This window comes from Pelovirga sp. (genome assembly GCF_059864205.1).
The window spans coordinates 1-19,255 of record NZ_JCBCBS010000028.1 but is presented as its reverse complement, the minus strand read 5'-3'; the positions used below and the strand labels follow the sequence as shown (position 1 = coordinate 19,255).

The 19,255-nt window shown below is 55.2% G+C and carries 15 protein-coding genes; 2 read left to right on the top strand and 13 right to left on the bottom strand.

Annotated features, from left to right (window positions below):
* Nucleotides 1–12 precede the first annotated feature (12 nt).
* From AC6F7T_RS01835 to glmU, 4 genes are read right to left on the bottom strand one after another with little or no spacing between them, the layout of a single operon-like run.
* Nucleotides 13–2,286 carry a UvrD-helicase domain-containing protein gene (locus tag AC6F7T_RS01835; RefSeq protein WP_500716268.1) on the bottom strand — a complete coding sequence of 758 codons (2,274 nt, stop codon included), beginning with the start codon at nucleotides 2,284–2,286 and terminating at the stop codon, nucleotides 13–15.
* Nucleotides 2,283–4,070 (bottom strand): chloride channel protein, encoded by a 1,788-nt coding sequence (locus tag AC6F7T_RS01830; RefSeq protein ID WP_500716267.1) that lies wholly within the window; start codon nucleotides 4,068–4,070, stop codon nucleotides 2,283–2,285. Before AC6F7T_RS01830 ends, AC6F7T_RS01835 begins: the two co-directional genes overlap by 4 nt.
* Nucleotides 4,071–4,080: 10 nt before the next feature.
* On the bottom strand, nucleotides 4,081–5,910 hold the full coding sequence (glmS, locus tag AC6F7T_RS01825) for a glutamine--fructose-6-phosphate transaminase (isomerizing) (protein WP_500716266.1): 1,830 nt from the start codon (nucleotides 5,908–5,910) through the stop codon (nucleotides 4,081–4,083).
* 13 nt (nucleotides 5,911–5,923) lie between these two features.
* Nucleotides 5,924–7,303 carry a bifunctional UDP-N-acetylglucosamine diphosphorylase/glucosamine-1-phosphate N-acetyltransferase GlmU gene (gene glmU, locus AC6F7T_RS01820; protein ID WP_500716265.1) on the bottom strand — a complete coding sequence of 460 codons (1,380 nt, stop codon included), beginning with the start codon at nucleotides 7,301–7,303 and terminating at the stop codon, nucleotides 5,924–5,926.
* A 201-nt stretch (nucleotides 7,304–7,504) separates the two neighbouring features.
* On the opposite strand from glmU, the gene AC6F7T_RS01815 reads away from it, so the two are divergent.
* Nucleotides 7,505–8,056, top strand: a complete 552-nt coding sequence (locus AC6F7T_RS01815; protein WP_500716264.1) for an MXAN_5187 C-terminal domain-containing protein — start codon at nucleotides 7,505–7,507, stop codon at nucleotides 8,054–8,056.
* On the opposite strand, the gene AC6F7T_RS01810 is transcribed toward AC6F7T_RS01815, so the two are convergent.
* Nucleotides 8,053–8,199 (bottom strand): hypothetical protein, encoded by a 147-nt coding sequence (locus AC6F7T_RS01810; protein ID WP_500716263.1) that lies wholly within the window; start codon nucleotides 8,197–8,199, stop codon nucleotides 8,053–8,055. The genes AC6F7T_RS01815 and AC6F7T_RS01810 overlap by 4 nt on opposite strands.
* Nucleotides 8,200–8,264: 65 nt before the next feature.
* Between AC6F7T_RS01810 and AC6F7T_RS01805 the strand changes: the two genes are divergently transcribed.
* On the top strand, nucleotides 8,265–10,124 hold the full coding sequence (locus AC6F7T_RS01805; RefSeq protein WP_500716262.1) for a radical SAM protein: 1,860 nt from the start codon (nucleotides 8,265–8,267) through the stop codon (nucleotides 10,122–10,124).
* A gap of 56 nt (nucleotides 10,125–10,180) precedes the next feature.
* Here the strand turns inward: AC6F7T_RS01805 and AC6F7T_RS01800 are convergent, their stop codons facing one another.
* From AC6F7T_RS01800 to AC6F7T_RS01765, 8 genes are all read right to left on the bottom strand, one after another.
* Nucleotides 10,181–11,548, bottom strand: coding sequence for a response regulator (locus AC6F7T_RS01800; protein ID WP_500716261.1), 1,368 nt, complete (start codon nucleotides 11,546–11,548; stop codon nucleotides 10,181–10,183).
* Between the two features lie 112 nt (nucleotides 11,549–11,660).
* On the bottom strand, nucleotides 11,661–11,936 hold the full coding sequence (locus AC6F7T_RS01795) for a thioredoxin family protein (protein WP_500716260.1): 276 nt from the start codon (nucleotides 11,934–11,936) through the stop codon (nucleotides 11,661–11,663).
* A gap of 103 nt (nucleotides 11,937–12,039) precedes the next feature.
* Nucleotides 12,040–14,655, bottom strand: coding sequence for an ATP-dependent chaperone ClpB (gene clpB, locus AC6F7T_RS01790; RefSeq protein ID WP_500716259.1), 2,616 nt, complete (start codon nucleotides 14,653–14,655; stop codon nucleotides 12,040–12,042).
* 138 nt (nucleotides 14,656–14,793) lie between these two features.
* The gene (locus AC6F7T_RS01785; RefSeq protein ID WP_500716258.1) at nucleotides 14,794–15,168 is read right to left on the bottom strand and encodes an Hsp20 family protein; all 375 of its coding nucleotides are present in this window, start codon (nucleotides 15,166–15,168) and stop codon (nucleotides 14,794–14,796) included.
* A gap of 67 nt (nucleotides 15,169–15,235) precedes the next feature.
* On the bottom strand, nucleotides 15,236–15,664 hold the full coding sequence (locus AC6F7T_RS01780; protein ID WP_500716257.1) for an Hsp20 family protein: 429 nt from the start codon (nucleotides 15,662–15,664) through the stop codon (nucleotides 15,236–15,238).
* A gap of 303 nt (nucleotides 15,665–15,967) precedes the next feature.
* Nucleotides 15,968–17,392, bottom strand: a complete 1,425-nt coding sequence (locus tag AC6F7T_RS01775; RefSeq protein ID WP_500716256.1) for a sigma 54-interacting transcriptional regulator — start codon at nucleotides 17,390–17,392, stop codon at nucleotides 15,968–15,970.
* 16 nt (nucleotides 17,393–17,408) lie between these two features.
* Nucleotides 17,409–17,750 (bottom strand): hypothetical protein, encoded by a 342-nt coding sequence (locus AC6F7T_RS01770; RefSeq protein ID WP_500716255.1) that lies wholly within the window; start codon nucleotides 17,748–17,750, stop codon nucleotides 17,409–17,411.
* A 194-nt stretch (nucleotides 17,751–17,944) separates the two neighbouring features.
* Nucleotides 17,945–18,871, bottom strand: a complete 927-nt coding sequence (locus AC6F7T_RS01765) for a pirin family protein (protein WP_500716254.1) — start codon at nucleotides 18,869–18,871, stop codon at nucleotides 17,945–17,947.
* Nucleotides 18,872–19,255: the final 384 nt, after the last annotated feature.

Genomic DNA, 19,255 nt, shown 5'->3' with positions numbered 1-19,255 from the left:
AACCCTCTTTTGTCAACCCGGCATCAGGCCGGCGAATTTGAGCAATAATTTCTTGGTCCCGACGGAATTGAAATACACCGTCACTTTCTGTTGATCACCACTGCCTTCAAGCCGCCGGACAACACCGGGACCGAACTTGAGATGACGTACCCGGGCCCCTAAACGCAAACCTCCTGTATCAGCGGGATGATCTGTCGGCGCGGGGGTCGGCCGAGCTGCCGGCTGCCGGGTGATCATTTCGGCTGACTGATCCATTTCTTCTGCTGCGACCAGATCGGCCAGCCCGGCCAGATTGTGCGCCGCTGACCGTGGCGCTGGAGCAGCGTTGGCGGCTGTCGTAGGCGCTAGCGCGGCGCGGTACCCGGCAAGCAACGTCGCTGGAATATCGGCAAGAAAACGGCTGGGTGCATTGAATTGCCAGGTGCCGTAAACCCGGCGCCGCCGGGCATGGGACAGATAAAGTTTGCGCATCGCCCGGGTCATGCCGACATAGCAGAGCCGTCGCTCCTCATCGAGGTCAGCACTGCCGCTGCCGGAACGGGAGTGGGGAAACAGCCCCTCCTCCATGCCGGTGATAAAAACCAGGGGATATTCCAGCCCTTTGGCAGAGTGCAAGGTCATCAAGGTGACGCGCTCGATGGTTGGGTCGTGCTGATCGAGGTCGGTCATCAGGGCAACCTGCTCGAGATAATCCTGCAGGCTACCACCCTTGGAGCTGTGCTCTTCCATCCCCGCCAACAGCTGTTCAAGGTTATCCAGCCGCCCTTTGGCCTCCTGGCGACCGTCGGCATTCAGGGCCTGCTGTGCCTCTTCCTGCAGTGCGGGAGTGTAACCACAATCCTGCAGGATTTGCGCCATCAGCTGGGCCAATGGTAAGCGCCCCAGGCGCTGACGAAAATCTTCCAGCAATTCGACAAAACCCTCGACCCGCTGCGCCGCTGCACCACTGAGACGGTTTCGCTCCAGTGCCAGGCGACAGGCCGCCATGAAACCACCGGCTTCCGTCTCAAGCTCAACAATCCGCTCGATGGTAACCGCGCCAATCCCGCGCGCCGGGGTGTTGATGATGCGCCGTGCGGCCATGCCATCAGCCGGATTGACCAACACCCGCAGGTAGCAGAGGGCATCCTTGACCTCTTGACGGGAATAAAATTTCACCCCGCCAAACATGGCATAGGGAATCCGTTGACCGCGCAGGGCTTCTTCAAGTACCCGCGACTGGGCGTTGGTGCGATAAAATACGGCGATGTCGCGTAAAGACTCCCCCTGGCGCTGCAACCGACTTACTTCGCTGGCGACAAAACGTGCTTCGTCCAGATCATCGGCGGATGTTTCCAGATGGATCGCTTCCCCGGCCGGGTTGTCGGTCCAGAGTTTTTTGGCGCGCCGGTCGCTGTTTTTCTCCACCACCGCCGTGGCGGCGTCAAGAATCGTCCGTGTCGAGCGATAGTTCTGTTCCAGACGGATAATCCGTGTGTCGGCGTAATCGCGGTCAAAACCGAGGATATTGGCGACTTCGGCGCCGCGCCAGCGGTAGATCGACTGATCGTCATCACCCACCACACACAGATGGGTGTGCGGCCCGGTCAACAGCTGCATCAGCCGGTACTGGACCCGATTGGTATCCTGAAATTCATCAATCAGCAAATGGGCAAAGCGCTCCTGCCAGCGCGTGCGAACGGCGCCAACCTCCTCAAACAACTGGACGGTCAGCAGCAGCAAATCACCAAAATCAAGGGCGTTGCCCTGTTTCAAGCGCTGCTGATAGCGGCGGTAAAGTTCGATCAAGCCGGGATCTTCAATCTGCTGGTGGGCACAGGCCTGTGGGGTCAAGCCGCGATTCTTGGCATGATCGATAAAAGCTGCCAGGGCGCGGGGTTTGAGATCCTTTTCCGGAATCTTGTTCTCTTTGAGCAGCTCGCGCAGCAGGCGCAGTTGATCCTGATCGTCATAGATAGTGAAATCACGGCTGTAACCCAGGTGCTCAATTTCCTGGCGCAGAATCCGTACACAGCTGGCATGAAAGGTTGCCACCCAGGGGAGCCTGTCCTGGCCGAGGAGCACTTCGAGGCGCGCGCGCATCTCCGCCGCAGCCTTGTTGGTGAAGGTCACCGCCATGATCCGCCACGGCGGCACATCGCGCAGATGAATGAGATGGGCGACACGGTGGGTCAGGGCGCGGGTCTTGCCCGAACCGGCTCCGGCGAGGAGTAATAACGCCGCCCCCTCATGGAGTACCGCCTGCTGCTGCGGTTCGTTGAGGGTTGTCAGTAAATCGCTGGTCATGCCTGTTCTTCCCCGAGGGTGCGATTCATCAACGCCCGGTTATAGGCAGAAATCATGTCACGGCGCGAGACGATACCATAGATCTTGCGGTGGGTTTTACGATCAACCACCGGCAACTGTTCGATATTGCGGTAGCCGATCTTGCGCATGGCATCGTCGAGATTTTCATCGGCATGGACGGTAATCACGTCGGTGGTTGCCAACTCCTTGACCACGACCAGATCCATCAGCTCCTTTTCGAACACCACCCCCATAAAATCCTGCACCGAGATGATGCCGGTCAATTCCCCCACCTCATTCACCAGGGGGAAGTTACTGTGGGAGGTCTGTTCGACAAAGCGGGCAAAATCCCCCAGGCTCATCCCTTCCGGAATGGTTTCGACCGGATAACGCATCACCTCGCTGACCTGGATCGCCTTCATGATGTTACGCTCTTTGCCCGCTTCGAGATCGATGCCGACACGGGTAAGCTCAAAAGTTTCGAGGCTGTCTTTTTTGAAACGCCGGGCAATGGAGGTGCCAATGACGCAGGTCAGCATGATCGGTACGATGACCTCGTAGCTGTCGGTAATCTCAAACAGCATAAAGATCGCTGTCATCGGCGCATGGGTCGCCGCCGCCAGAAAGGCTCCCATCCCGACCAGGGCATATGCCCCGGGTGATAGGGCGCTACCGGGGAACAAGATCTCGAGCAGATGGCCGTAGGCTCCGCCAAACACCGCACCTAAAAACAGACAGGGGGCAAAGAGTCCGCCCGGCATTCCTGAACCGAGGGTAATCGAGGTAGCAACCATCTTGGCAATCACCAGCAGTCCGAGCAGGTACCAGCTGTGCTGGCCGATCACCACTTCGCTGATAAATTCATAGCCGTTGCCGAATACCTGGGGCAGTCCGATACCGATGACACCGACAGCGAGACCGCCAAGAAACGGTTTGATCAGGTGCGGCAGATTAATCGCCTCAATCCGATCCTTGATTTTATAATGCAGATCGATAAAGCCGGCCGCCAGGCCACCGATAAAAATACCGAGGAGCACATAGAATCCAAGCTCCCACAGGCTGCCCATGACATAGGGCGGGGCAACAATCTCTGAGATGTCGCCGAGCAGCGCCCGCGAAACAACCGTTGCCATGCCGCTGGCAATGACAATCGAGGTAAAGCTGGCGAGGCCGTAAGAGGACAACAAGACAATCTCGGTAGCAAAAAACACCCCGGCAATCGGCGCATTGAAGGTAGCCGCCACCCCGGCTGCCGCCCCACAGGCCACCAGCACCTTGATCCGTTCTGTACTCATGCGGAAGGACTTACCAAACTGGCTACCAATGGTGCCACCGATCACCGCAATCGGCCCTTCCTGACCAGCACTGCCACCGGTTCCCAGGGTGATCGCCGACGCCAGCCCCTTGGTAAACAGCGGCCTGAAAGGCAGCTTGGCGCCACGCAGGTTGACATTGACGAGGAAGGAGGAAAATCCCCCTTTAAGGTCCTTGGGAAAGAGAAGCCATAAAGGAATCAGCAACAAACCACCAATCGCCGGCATGAACATCACCAGCACCCGCTGCAGCGACCACTCGTCAGTGGAAATATTAAACAGATCAAAGGTCTGTTCCACCACCAGCCAGTGCACCAGTTCGATGGTCATGCGGAACACATAGTTGCCAAAGCCACCAAGCATGCCGATGATCACCGCAAGGATGATTAAAAAAGTATTTTCGCTGACCTTAAGGCGCTCGAGCAACATCTGAATGGCCGAGCGTAACTTGCGCGCGAGGGGAAAAGACAAAACGACCTCTTTATTCTACCGTGACAGACTTGGCCAGGTTTCTGGGCTGATCAACGTCGGTTCCTTTAAGCACAGCAATATAGTAAGCGAGCAACTGCATGGGGACCGAAGTAACAATGGGGAGCAGATCTTCATCGACCTCAGGTACGGAAATCAGCGCCGCAACCTTGTCGAGCAGCTCTTCGTCATCACCGCTAACCACAGCAATAACCTGACCGCCACGGGCGCAGACCTCCTCCATATTGGAGACAACCTTGTCGTAGGTGGAATTGCGCGGCACCAGCACGACCACCGGCAGCTCTTCATCAATCAGGGCAATGGGTCCGTGCTTCATCTCGCCGGCGGGGTAGCCTTCGGCGTGAATGTAGGAGATTTCCTTGAGTTTGAGGGCTCCTTCAAGGGCGATAGGATAGAGATTACCGCGCCCCAGATAGAGGAAATCACGGGCCCCGGCAAAATCGCGCGCCAGTTTTTCGATATAACCATCGAGTTCGAGGGTTTCCTCGATTTTACGCGGCAGTTCCAGCAGATCAGCCAGCCGCGCCTGACAGTCGGCGGCGCTTAAACTGCGGCGGATCCGACCGAGCTTTAAGGCCAGCAGATACAGGGCTACCAGCTGGGTGGTAAAAGCCTTGGTCGAGGCGACTCCGATTTCCGGGCCGGCATGGGTATAGATAATGCCGTCACTCTCACGGGCGATTGAGGAGTCAACAACGTTGCAGATACACAGGGTCTTTCCCCCCTTGCCGTGGGCTTCACGCAGGGCGGCCAGGGTATCGGCGGTCTCACCACTCTGACTGATGAGAATGGTCAGGCTGTTCGCCGGGATGATCGGATCACGGTAGCGGAACTCGCTGGCGATATCGATTTCTACCGCTATCCGGGCAATCTTTTCGAGATAGAATTTGCCCACCAGTCCGGCATGCCAGGAGGTACCGCAGGCAATGATGAAGATTTTTTCCAGCCCCGCCAACTGAGTTTCATCGAGGCCGAGGTCCTCAAGGTAAACATCCCCCTCTTCAACCAGGGCGCGCCCGGCAATGGTGTCGGCGAGGGCGCGTGGCTGCTCGTAGATTTCCTTGAGCATGAAATGGCGGTAGCCCCCTTTTTCCGCCATGGTCGGGCTCCAGGTGATGGTTTTGCTCTGCTTGTTCAGGGGATTTCCAGCCAGATCGGTAAAACGCATGGCCCAAGGAGTAAATACCACCATCTCCCCATCTTCGAGAAATATCATCTCACGGGTGTGAGAAAGCATGGCCGGAATATCGGAGGCAACAAAATATTCTCCTTCCCCCTGGCCAACCACCAGGGGCGAGCCGAGCTTGGCGGCGATCAGCTTGTCCGGTTCGTCAATACAGAGTATCGCCACCGCATAGGCGCCCTTGACCTCGGTCAGGGCCTGACGCACTGCCTGCTCAAAATCACCACTGGCGCGATAATGTTCCTCAACCAGATGGGCGATGATTTCCGTATCGGTTTCAGAGCTGAACTGATGTCCGAGCTCCTGCAGCTGGCCCTTGAGACTGATGTAATTCTCGATGATGCCGTTGTGCACCAGGACGATATTACCGGCGCGATGGGGATGAGCATTGATCTCCGAAGGGCGCCCGTGGGTGGCCCAGCGGGTATGGCCGATGCCGCGGGTGCCGCGGGCCGGATGATCGTGGAGAAGACTCTCCAGATTGAGAAGCTTGCCCTGGGCGCGGCGAATCTGGGCCAAACCATCCTCCAGGGTGCAGATGCCGGCCGAATCATAACCGCGATATTCGAGCCGCCGCAGTCCATCTAAAATAATCGGCGAAGCCTGTTGCGCACCGATGTATCCAACAATTCCACACATAGAGATCCCTTCGTCAGGATTTTTTCTGTTGACGCAAACGCCAGCCTTCGATCACCTTTTGTTCCACTCGGGAGAGGGCAAGGGCATCGGCAGGCACATCGTTAGTAATAGTCGAGCCGGCGGCAATCAGACTGTTGCGACCGATATGAACCGGGGCAATGAACTGGGTGTCGCTACCGATGAAGACATCGTCCTCGATAGTGGTCTTGTGCTTGTTAACGCCGTCGTAGTTGCAGGTGATGGTGCCACAGCCAAAATTGACATTGCGTCCGACCTCGGCATCACCGATGTAGGTGAGATGGCTGGCCTGGGAACCTTCTCCGAGGACCGCCTTTTTGGTTTCGACATAGTTGCCGATCTTGTTGCGGCCGGCCAGCTGTGTGCCGGGGCGCAGATGAGCCATGGGACCGATAATGCAGTCGGGGCCGATATCCGATCCTTCAATCACCGAGCCGGTTTTGAGATGGCTGCCGGCAGCAATGCGTGAGTCGGTCACCACCACGCCGGTCTCGATAATACAGTGACTGCCGATGGTGGTTTTGCCGTGGAGATGAACGTTGGGGTGGATCAGGATGTCGCTGCCGAGCTCAACGCCGTCATCGATATAGACGGTAGTCGGATCGATCATGGTCACTCCGGCATAGAGCAGATCAGCATTGATCTTCCAGCGCATCAGCACCTCGGCCTCAGCCAACTGGCGGCGATCATTGATCCCCATCACCTCGGTCGCATCCTCAACACACAGGGCGCGGGTTGTTTTGCCGGCGGCTGTCGCTGCCGCAACAACATCGGTCAGATAATATTCCCCCTGGGCATTGTTTTTAGTTAATCCCTCCAGGGCAGAAAGAACAAAAGCGGCATCAAACAGATAGGTGCCGGAATTGATCTCACTCACCAGACGTTGATCTTCGTCGGCATCCTTTTCCTCGACAATGCCGAGAATCTGTTCGCCGTCACGGATGATCCTGCCATAGCCATAGGGATCAGCCATGCGCGCACTGAGTACCGTCACCGCCGCTTCCTCGTGACGATGATACTCATAGAGCCGCTGCACCGTTTCGGGTTTAAGCAAGGGAACATCGCCACACAGCAGCAACAGCGGACCGGCATAGCCGCGTAACGAATCGGCAGCACACATCAGCGCGTGACCGGTGCCCAGTTGGCTGGTCTGCTCAACCCAGTCGATCTGTTGCTGAGAAAATGCTTCCCTGACCTGGTCAGCACCATGCCCAATAACCACCTTAAGCTGACCAAAGCCCGCTTGTCGTGCCGACTCCAGCGGATAATAAAGCATCGGTCGCCCGCATAAAGGATGTAACACCTTCGGTGCCGCCGAACGCATCCGCGTGCCCTTGCCGGCGGCGAGAACAACAGCCGCCAATTGATGACTCATAGATACCCCCTTGGGTTCGCAGGAAGTTGAAAAAGTCTCTTTTCTTACCCCTGTCAGATATTTTCATATAAACGCATAATTATCCCGAAAGGCTTTGTCCCAAGTCAAGCACCATCCCGGCTGTTATGGCAGAAAGATGGCACATTATTTACAATTGTTCGATGCTGACGTATAGTTTGGCTCTGCAAAGGGGGAATGACCATGGACGATCGCCGCACAATAGCTCATGAACTTGACGCGATGCAGCAGCTGTTAAAAGAGCTGGAGATTCGCTACGAGCAGTATTTTGCCGGCATTGAGCGGCGGGAACCGAACGCCGACCGCAAAGCCCTGGCGCACAAGGTACGTCACTTTACCCATCGCCATATTGTCTGGACCGACTTGCAATTCCGTTACCAGGGCCTCGCCTCGCGTTTCATGTCGTACTGCCAGTACTGGGATCGTATTCTGCGCCTGATGGACGAAGGCAAGTACCATCGTCACACCAGCAAACTGCAACGCAAACCCGCAGCGCCGCAGAAATCTGACGGCACGCCGGCTCCACCAAGTGAAGTCGACCAACTTTACGAGCAGATGCAGCAGGCGCGGAAAAACTGTGGCCTTGCCGGCGAGGGACCAGGCCCGGAGAAAATTGCTTCTTTTCTCGACAATCAACGCGAACAGATTCGCAACCGCTACGGAGATAAGCCGGTGGAGTTCAGTGTAGATATTCGTGAGGGAAAACCCCGGATCAAGGTACGATTTAAAAATTAACCACCTAATCTTTGCGCGTAACTATTCAACTGCTGTCCTTCGCACCGGGTCGGGGATCCTGTGGCAAGGGTGTTTGTCGCCATGGACGGCGACAACAAGCGGTCACGGATGACCCAACGGGAAACAATCGCGTCCCTTGACATAGGATTCAAAGGCCCGGTGTTGAACAGATACCTTTGCGCTTTATCGGCGAGATTGTTCGAAGCTCATGCGCACCCTCATTGTCACCCAACATGTCCGCGAGTCTGCTCAGGCCGTTCCCCTCGCCGCGGCCTGCATCAGAGCCGCCCTGCCTGGCGAATTGCAGCAGCAGACAGATATCATCAACCTTTACCCACCCCTTGACATCGATCTGGTCTGCCGGCAGCTGCTGGCCAAGCAACCCGATGTGATCGCTTTTTCCCTGTCGTTGTGGAATCGTTCAGCAATGCTGCAACTGGCGCGCCGATTGCGAAGCTCACAACCGCAACTTTTCCTGCTTGCCGGTGGCCCGGAAACCGCCGGCAATTGTGCTGAGCTGATCAGCGCGGGATGTCTTGACGGTGTTATTCGTGGCGAGGGCGAGCTGGCCTTTGCCACCCTGCTCGATTCCTTGAATTGTGGCCGCCTGATTGCGGGCATTGACGGCTTTATCAGTGCCACCGCGCCCATGGCAAATCCGCCTGTGGCCACCTGTCCCGATCTGGCCGCCCTGCCATCACCCTGGCTGACCGGGGTTCTGCCGCTTGAGCCCGGCTGCGGTGTCCTGTGGGAGGTTGCCCGGGGCTGCCACTTCAACTGTTCCTTCTGTTACGATGCCAAGGGGCATCAGGGGGTGCGCCCTTTTCCTGCAGAACGATTGCGCCGGGAACTGGAATTGTTTGCTGAGTCCGGAGTAAGCCAGATCTGGATTCTCGATTCAACCTTCAATGCCCCGACCCAACGCGGTCATGACCTCCTGCAATTACTCCTTGATGTCGCCCCACAGGTTCACTACCACATTGAAGCCAAGGCCGACCTGCTCGACCGCCGCACCATTGAACTGCTGGCACAGCTCTCCTGCTCCGTACAGATTGGCCTGCAATCGGTGCACGCAGAAATCCTCAAGCCCTTGCAGCGCCGCATCAATCGCCGGCAGATGCGCCAGGTGTTACACCAACTCAATCTGGCCGGCATCGTTTTTGGTCTCGATCTGATCTACGGGCTGCCCGGTGACAACCACCAGGGGTTCTGCCGCAGCCTCGACTTTGCCCTGGAACAACAGCCCAACCAGGTCGACATCTTCCCGCTCGCCGTGTTACCGGGTACCGATCTGCACCGTCGCCATGGTGAATTTGGCCTCTGTGCCCTGGGCACTCCGCCTTATCTGGTTACAGCGACCACCAGCTATCCGGCCGAACAGATCGAACAGAGCCGTGTGCTTGCTGCTGCCACCGACATCTTCTACAACCGCGGGCGGGCGGTCGGCTTCTTCCCGCCACTGTGCGACCTGTTCAATACTTCCCCGGCCACGTTGCTTCAGCAGTTTGGCGATTGGCTGATAGCAGAAAAAAAATGCACCCAAACGCAGCTTATTGACGTTGAAGCCTGGACGCCGGGCAGGATTCTCCCTTTGCAACGTGACTTCTGCCGCGAACAGTGCCGTCGCCAAAAGCACTACCAGTTGATTCCACTGATCGAAGATCTGCTGCACTTTCACTATCTTTGTGCCGAAATTCTTCTCGGCGACGACTGCCATCCAGCCGTGACACATATCAGCCCGACGGCCTTCGCAAAAGCCTGCTGGCGACTTAATCCTGCTGTTTTCCTGCATTTTTTTCATTACGATCCGGCTGATCTGGAGACCCTGGGAGAAGAATCATTGGCTAAAACAGTCAAGCGGCTGCAACAGGAACCGGGACAACGCTTGCTCCTGCGGATGGCAGGGGAGATGATCGTCGAAACACTGGATGATTCTGTTGCGCGGATGCTGCAGCTGGCAACAACGGCACAAAGCGGCAACACCCTGCTGCGTCAGCTTGATCCTCAGGATGGCGAAGAGATGGCAATACGAGCGGTTGAACAGGGGATTCTGCTGCCGGTTACCTGAACCTAGTTTCATCCGGAGACGCCGATAAACAACTGGCAAGTTTCTGCTGCGTAACATCATTTAGTGAGCAGATCAACAAACCCTTCATAGGTCTGGCGCTTGCGCTCTGATTTGGCATAGAGGGAAGAGGAAAACAAGGCCGTGGCGGCATGTTCACCAAGCATGGAGAAAAGCTGGTAATCGATGGACTCGAGCTGCTCCTTCTGAATAAATAGCCGGTAAACCGCCAGTACCCCGATCAGATGCTGCTGGGTTTTCAGCGGAATGGCAACAATCGGCGCCAGCAAATCATCGGAGCCATCCACAATGGAGCCACTGCTGAAATAGTTTTCGCCGTCATTGACAACCTCCCCCAAAATCCCATCTACGGCACTGATCACCGGAAAAGCTGCCGATTCTTCAAACCCCTCTCCCGTTTCGAAAAAGAGTTCGTTGCTTGCCCTGTTGTAGAGCAAGATCGCGAATTTCTCTGCACCAACAAAGTTAATTACAACCTCTTTGATAATATCGAGGGTCTCATCGCGATCAAGGGTAGAATGCAGGCGTGACGAGGCCAGATAGAGATTGGTCAGGTTATTGTTGACCTGCTCCACCTTCACCAGCTGGTTGGCAAAATCGAGATTTTCCTCTTCCAGTTCTCCGATCCGCTGCATTGCTTCGTCTTGCTCACGCCGCAAGCGTGAGCATTCGTCCTCCAATGCGGCAAGGCGTTGACACAGATTCGTATCGACCCCCTCCCGACGCAGCGCCTCGAGCTTTTTTAAACGCACCAGACGATCAAGGGCTTGCTTGCTGTGCTGATCGGGGTGGATAAAGTAGACCCCCTTTTTATCGACGGTGCTGGCGGCCATGCGCTTGACGCGGCCATGGAGGGAGAGGATTTCTCCTTCCGGCAGCTGAACGGCAATCTTGATGGTAGAGTTTTCTTCCAGATCAACGGAGCAACAGATGCGCGCACCGGTCACTGACAGATCCTCGGCTCGTCCCTGGTGAGTTGCGGTCCCATCATCCAGCTTAATCGGCAGATCAACCTCCACCCGATCAGTGGTCCGGCGCTTGATCTCACCAAGCAAGCGGGCAACTTTTTCCCGCAATTCCAGCTTGTTGACCGGTTTGGTGATATAATCATCACAGCCGGCATCAAGACATTTCTGCACCTCTTCGGGTTTACCGGCGGCAGTGACCATCAGTATCGGCAACCGGTGCCAGCGGGAGTTACGACGGATGGTACGACAAACATCGTCACCATTGATCCCCGGCATGTAGAAATCAAGCAGAAGAATATCGGGCGCCACCTTGTCGAGGCGGTTGAGGGCTTCTTCACCCGAGGAGGCGGTCAGCAGTTCGTAACCACAGCCTTCAAGGTATGAGCGCTCAAGCTCAAGAAACAGATCAACATCATCAACAAGCAGCACTTTTGGCATTATTATTCCTCCATAATGAGGAGTTACGGTAGCGCGAACGCCTCAAAAAGTAAAGGCTCCTGAGGATGATCCACAGGAGCCTTTGATGATGTTTTTCGTGCCTGTCGGGAGATTACGCAACCTCAGCGGTATCTCTCAGGTAGCGCGGTCGCTCAACAATAAAATTGATAATTTCCTCCACCTTCGGGACACGTCCGGCGATACGAACCTGATCATCAATCAACAATGCCGGCACCACATAAATCCGGTTGTCAATCATTTTACGCGAGTCACTGTACTGGTGAACCTCGGCCTTGACGCCAAGCTGTTCAAGGGCTTGACGGACATTGTCCATGGTCCCCTGACAGCTTTCCGGTTTGTCCGGCCTACAGAGTATATCTATTCGCATATTGCCCTCCTTAACGGTTAACGGGTCAATTATTACTGCTTTAGTCCCATTATAGTTGCAGATCCACGTTTGGCAAGTTTTTTCGACCTGTTAGAGTCGATTTTCATGGTGCTGCCTGTAGCCTGACGTCGAGCACCCCGTTGCTAAAGTCAACAAGAACCCTACCACCCGCCGTCATGTCGCCGCGGATCAACGCGCGACCGATAAGGGTCTCAAGCTGGTGCTGAATATAGCGCTTAAGGGGGCGGGCGCCATAGACCGGATCATAGCCGCTGGTGGCGATGTGATCGACCGCAGCTTCTGTCAACTCCAACTCCAGACGCTGCTCTTGCAGGCGCTTACGCAAATCCTCCACCAGCAGGTAAACAATCTGCCTGATTTCATCAAGAGCCAGCGGTTTAAAAATGATGATGTCATCAATGCGATTAAGAAATTCCGGTCGGAAGCTGCGCCGCAATTCCTGTTCAACCTGATCCTGAACCACCTGCGGTATTTCTCCGTCTTTAATACCCTCGAGCAAGTAATGCGATGCAATATTCGAGGTCATAATAATCACGGTATTTTTAAAGCTCACCGTGCGTCCCTTGGCATCGGTAGCACGGCCATCATCAAGAATCTGCAACAGCACATTAAAAACGTCCGGATGGGCCTTTTCAATTTCATCGAACAATACCACCGAGTAGGGTTTGCGCCTTACCGCTTCGGTCAGCTGGCCACCTTCCTCGTAGCCGATATAGCCGGGAGGGGCACCTAGCAGGCGACTGACCGCATGCTTCTCCATATACTCTGACATGTCGATGCGTATCATATTATCTTCGCTGTCAAACAGGGCAGCGGCCAGGGTGCGAGCAAGCTCTGTTTTGCCAACCCCGGTCGGCCCCAGAAAGATAAAAGACCCGATGGGACGGCGCGGGTCTTTGACCCCGGCGCGAGCACGGATCACTGCATCAGCAACGCGCTCGACCGCTTCGTTCTGACCGATGACCCGCTCATGGAGGATCTCGTCTAGGCGCAACAACTTGTCACGTTCACTCTCGATCAGGCGCGTGACCGGAATGCCGGTCCAGCGCGCAACGATTTCGGCGATCTCGTCTTCGGTCACTTCTTCGCGCAGCATTTTTGCCTGTTGATCCCCCCCTGACTGCTTTTCTTCCTCTTGCTGCAGGCGTTTTTCCAGCTCCGGTAATGTGCCATGCTTGAGTTCAGCGGCACGATTGAGATCATAATTGCGCTCGGCGGCAGCAATATCCAGGCGCACCTGCTCAATCTCCTCACGCAGGGTCTGAATCCCCTTGATCCCCCCTTTTTCCAACTGCCACTGGGCAGAGAAAATTTTTTCCTGTTCTTTGAGTTCAGCCAATTCCTTCTGCAGAGCATCCAGACGCTCGCGGCTGGCGGCATCCTTTTCTTTTTTCAGGGCGGCCGCTTCAATCTCCAGCTGCATTAACCGGCGGGTAATGGCATCGAGTTCCGCCGGCATTGAATCAATTTCGGTGCGAATCGTGGCACAGGCCTCATCCACCAGGTCAATGGCCTTGTCGGGCAAGAAGCGATCGGCAATATAGCGATGACTGAGCTCCGCCGCTGCTACCAGAGCATTATCCTGAATGCGTACGCCATGATAGACCTCATAGCGCTCTTTGAGCCCGCGCAGGATACTGATGGTCGACTCGACATTGGGTTGATCGACCATCACTGGCTGAAAGCGGCGTTCCAGGGCCGGGTCTTTTTCCAGATGCTGGCGATATTCATCCAGGGTGGTAGCACCGATACAGTGGAGTTCACCGCGTGCCAGCAGCGGTTTGAGCATATTGCCGGCGTCCATAGCGCCCTCGCTCTTGCCGGCACCAACGATGGTGTGCAATTCATCAATAAACAGCAGGATCCGCCCCTGGCTGTCCTGCACCTCCTTGAGTACCGCTTTAAGTCGTTCCTCAAACTCACCACGGTACTTGGCACCGGCCACCAGGGCGCCCATATCAAGGGAATAGACGGTTTTATCCTTAAGCCCCTCAGGCACATCACCACGGACAATGCGGTGGGCCAACCCTTCAACGATCGCGGTTTTACCAACCCCCGGTTCCCCAATCAACACCGGGTTGTTCTTGGTTTTGCGCGACAGCACACGGATCACCCGGCGGATCTCTTCATCGCGGCCGATGACCGGATCGAGCTTGCCCTTTTTGGCCTCTTCGACCAGATCGCGGCCAAACTTGGCCAGGGCCTCATAGGTATTTTCAGGATCCTGACTGGTGACCCGCTGATTACCGCGAATACCGGTCAGTGCCTGCAGCAGAGCATTGCGGTCGACGTTAAGCTTTTTCAGCAGCCGGCCGGCGGCTGTCCGCTCCCCTTCACCAGTGGCGGCCAGGAGAATATGTTCAACGCTGATGTAGTCATCCTTGAGCTGCTTGGCCTCGGTTTCGGCCTGCAACAGCAGCTGGCTCAAGCGCCGGCTGGCGTACAACTTACCCGTATCCGCACCAGCACCACTGACCCGCGGACGCGACTCAACATCCTGACGCAAACCACTTACAACAGCCGCTACGGCGATGTTCATTTTCTGCAACAGTCGTGGAGCCAATCCCTCCGGTTGCTCGCACAAGGCGAGGAGCAGATGTTCTCCGTCGATTTCCGCATGACCATAACGCAATGCCTGAGCCTGGGCATCCTGCAAGGCTTCCTGAACTTTCTGGGTTGCTTTATTCAGATCAATCATCTCTTCCTCCAGACTGAAGGCATTTATTCATCTTTTTGCCAAATTATATCAGCGGAATTACTAATGTGCCGGGAATTTATAAAAAAAGCCGGGGCCACTTAGGACCCCGGCGGCAAGCATCTCTTCACAATGCTGCTGTTAGTGAAGAGTGTTGACGGCTATTTTCCTTGGCTTGGCCGTCTCTGTTTTCGGTAACCGCAGGGTGAGAACGCCATCTTTTAGTTGTGCCTGACCAGCATCCGCATCAATCCGTTCGGAGAGCTTAAATTGCCGGTAATAGCCGTGCTTGTTGCCGTTTTCGGTTCCTTGACGCTCGGCTTCGAGAGTTAACACCCCACGGGAAACTTCCAGCTGCAATCCCTGTTCACTCACCCCGGGCATATTCGCCAACAGCAGCAATTCGTTGTCGGTCTCAAAAATATCAACAGCCGGGGCGCCCCAGATAACAGGTACAGCCTGCTCAACTGGATGAGCCTGTTCTACTTGTTGAGCTGTCATGTGTTTGTCGCTCATATCAATACCTCATATTGTGTTGTTGAAATTACAGTCGTTGTCTTGCCAATCGGCCCTGACTATTCAATCAACCGGCCTTGATCTCAATGCGCCGGGGCAGAGCCTCTTTTGCTTTAGGGATGCTGATGCTCAGGAGACCGTCCTGGTACTGCGCAGCGATATGATCGGTATCAAGTTTACTGGCCAGCATCAGGTTCTGCTCAAAGGATCCACTCCTGCGCTCCTGGCGATGAACACGAACATTCTCCGGCAAGTCAACCTGAGCGAATTCGCCTTTGATCACCAACTGGCGGTCAACAACATGGATGTCCAGCTTCTCGACATCGACGCCAGGCAACGCAGCTTCCACCAGATATTTTTGATCCTGTTCACGGATTATGAAATCGAGCCGTCCCTGTTCACGGCGAACAACGGGATCAAGATCAAATCCTCGCAGCAATTGCTCTACTTCACGCTGCATACTGTCAAATGGGTTCATCAGATGAAATCTCAACATGGCTTCCTCCCTTTTTAGTTTCTTTGTTGTTTTATTGATGTGGCGTAATGCCGCTGATTCTTTTATTTGCCAGCCGAAAATCGACGTTTCGCAATATCTCTATTACAAATCAGATGCCAACTTTTAAAAAATAAAAATATGTTTATTTTCAGCATGTTAAAAGACTGGTGAACGGGGGAGGGAAAAGTGCGACGTCGCATTAACTGTCGCTGTGCGGTCTCCGTGCGACATATGCGACGTCGCACTATGGATAAGTGAACATTCTACCGACGGGATTTTTGAATCTAGCAGCTTTTTCTTGGTTCAATCCGGATTAAGCTGGTCGCGCTCGAGACCAAGACGCTGAAGATGGCGATAAAGGGTGGCCCGATGGATGCCCAGATGACGGGCCGCCGCGGAAAGATTACCATCAGCGACAGCGTAAGCGCGGCGGATCTCTTCTGCACTTAAATCTTTTCTTGCTCCCTTACCTCCGGACACAGTAGCCGTTTGCGCTGTACTTTGTGTAGCACCGGACCAGGGGAGGGCCACCGCTAAAGAGGGGCTAAGGGGGAAGGAAGAAGAGACTGTGGGACGGGCGACAGGCAGATCATCGGCAAACTGCCGGCGCTCGCGAATCCATTCAGCAAAAGCGCGAGCGCCAATGGCTTCGGTTTCAGATTCGACCACCATCCGCTCAATCACATTGCGCAGCTCACGAACATTGCCCGGCCACAGATAGGATTGCAGCAGACGGACGGCTTCGGCGGTCAAACGCTTGACCGGTTTGCCGTAATGCTGACCGAACTGTACCAGAAAACGCTCGGCCAACAACGGGACATCCTCAGAACGTTCACGCAAGGGGGGCAGGTGAATCCGCAACACCGCCAGGCGGTGATACAAATCGGCACGAAATGCTTTTTGAGCCACGGCCTGTTCCAACGGGACATTGGTAGCACCGATAACCCGGACATCCACCTTGCGCGGCACCTCGCTACCAACCCGTACCACCTGGCCATCTTCCAGCACGCGCAAGAGTTTGCTCTGGGTCGTCAGAGGCATGTCACCGAGCTCATCAAGAAACAGGGTGCCGCCATCAGCGCGCTCAAAATAACCACGATGATCACGCACCGCGCCGGTAAAAGCGCCACGCTCGTGACCGAAGAGCTCCGATTCCAGCAACTGTTCACTGATAGCAGTACAGTTCAGAGCAGCGAATGGCTTGTTGTGGCGCCGGCTTTCCAAATGCAGGGCATGAGCAACCAGTTCCTTACCTGCTCCCGTCTCACCAGTAATAATCACGGTTGCATCCGACGCAGCATACAGGCGAATCTTGCGAAACACCTCACGCATGGCGGCACTGGCCCCAACCAGCCGGTGAAAATCTTCTATGTCTGCAACACCACTCGCCGGACGCAAGACAATCTGCACCAACTGCCCCTGATAATCATCGGTCAAACCGGCAAACTGAATATCAGCCAGCACATCTGCCTGCGGTGGCACCAATCGGATTCTGATGGCGGCAAGATCCTGCCCCTGCTCAAGGACTTCTGTCGCCAGATCCGATAGGGATGGTACAGCATCAGGAAAAGCGATGGCAGCCGGCCGCCCCTGCAGTTGGCCAACAGACTGACCAAGACTGGCGGACAGTCGCTCGGAAATCGCATGTATCCGCCAATCGCCGTGAGCAGGCAGGGCCAGAATCAGGTCAGGAGTAATGACGGGAAGGTAGCCGCTCGAGTTAATCATGGCAAAAGGCCGGTCATCAGTAACGCAACGTCGCCAGATAGTCGGAAAAAATCGAAAGACCGGATTCAAACCGGGTAAAGCTGACTCCCATTCCGGCATTTTTACTCACCCGGATCAGGTTTGCTGGAACCTTCTTGGCCCACCTTACCCGTCCTCGCGCCAGAACCTCATCACCATCAGGCAGATAAAAGCACAGGCGCAACAAGGTTCCGACTCGTTCCGGCTGACCGGTGATGATCCAGGCGTCCGCAACTGATGCGTTGCCGAAAAAAGCTATTTCAGAGGTATCGTCGACCCCAAAACGAACGTTGAGACGCCGGCTTTTTCGTTCCTGACTGCGCACGACCCGGGTGTTCATACCCTCTCCCTTTACTAAAACAACATCGTGAAACAGGTTCGAGCAAAAATCACAACAAAAACAAAACGTAACCATTCAGCTCCATCGTTGTCACAGGGTCGGGGATCCTGTGCTGAACAGATACAACAAAGCAGGAATTAATCATTGAAGCCAATACTACAAGAACCCGGGCCCAACAACAACCTGAGGTTTTTTCATTCACCGTCAGGCACGGGGATTTTTTCACTTTCGTCCGGCACTTGCGGAAAACGGCCACTGCGCCAAGCATGCTTGGCCTGTTCAATCAGCTCCTTGCGACTTGATACAAGATTCCACCAGACGGTGCGCTTCCCCAGTGGCTTGCCGCCGACAACCACCAACCGACTGTCAGTCGTAGCCGTCAATTCAACCCCTGGAGTGGCGTTGAGTAAAGCCAGACGGTGCTGAGGAATGGTTGTTGTCCCCTGGACCTGAACCTCACCAGCCACGACATAGACAGCGCGCTCTGCAACATCGTCCGGCAACTTCAACATGGCACCTTTGCTGATCTGAACATCGGCATAGAGGGTTGGGGACGCCGCTTTGACCGGCGAGACACCGCCCCAGGCCTCACCGACGATCAGTCGCAGTCGCACCCCTTCCGGCTGGATGAGGGGGATCTGCTCAGCAGTATAGTGGACAAAATCGGGTTCGCACTCCTCAACATCTTCCGGCAGGGCGACCCATAGCTGCAGCCCGTGCAACGAATGTCCGGATGCGCGCAATGCTGGTGGCGTGCGCTCCGAATGAGAAATGCCACGACCGGCGGTCATCCAGTTAATTTCGGCAGGACGAATCGGTTGAACATGGCTTAGACTGTCGCGATGAAGGATCTCGCCGGCAAACAGATAGGTAATGGTCGCCAGCCCGATATGCGGATGGGGGCGCACATCCATCCCCTGCCCAGGGGGAAACTGCGCCGGGCCAAAGTGATCAAAGAAGATGACAGGCCCAACTGATTTAATGTCCTTTGCCGGCAACAGACGGCGGACGCTGAAACCGCCAAGGTCCTTGACCTCAGGTTGCACAATCATGCGAATGACCGCACGGGGAGAAGCTGAGTCGTCCCGACAGGAGTTTCCGACAGCAAACAAATCACTCATCAAGTCACCTCCATAAAAAGATATTGACCCTAAAATGACAAAAAATCGTCTGCCTTACGACAAAAAAAACAGGGGCTCACAGCGTTATGCCGTAAGCCCCTGGAATTATTGGCTCCCCGAACAGAACGATTCAGGGCACTGGGAAATCTCATTACAGATATGATTTGGACAGGTATATTCAATCAGCATCTTAGGTTGTGTCGCGTTGCCCTTTGACGATGATGTCGCTGTGGTCTTCAAAAAAGGAGACGACTTTTCCCGATGCGGGAACTTTCTCGCCGTTGATCACGCGCCTGCGCAGAGAGCAACAGAAACAAGATACGGCGCCTTTTCGGCAACCTTGAGCATTCCAGGTACAACCTCAGCGTATAGCGGCACCAGTTT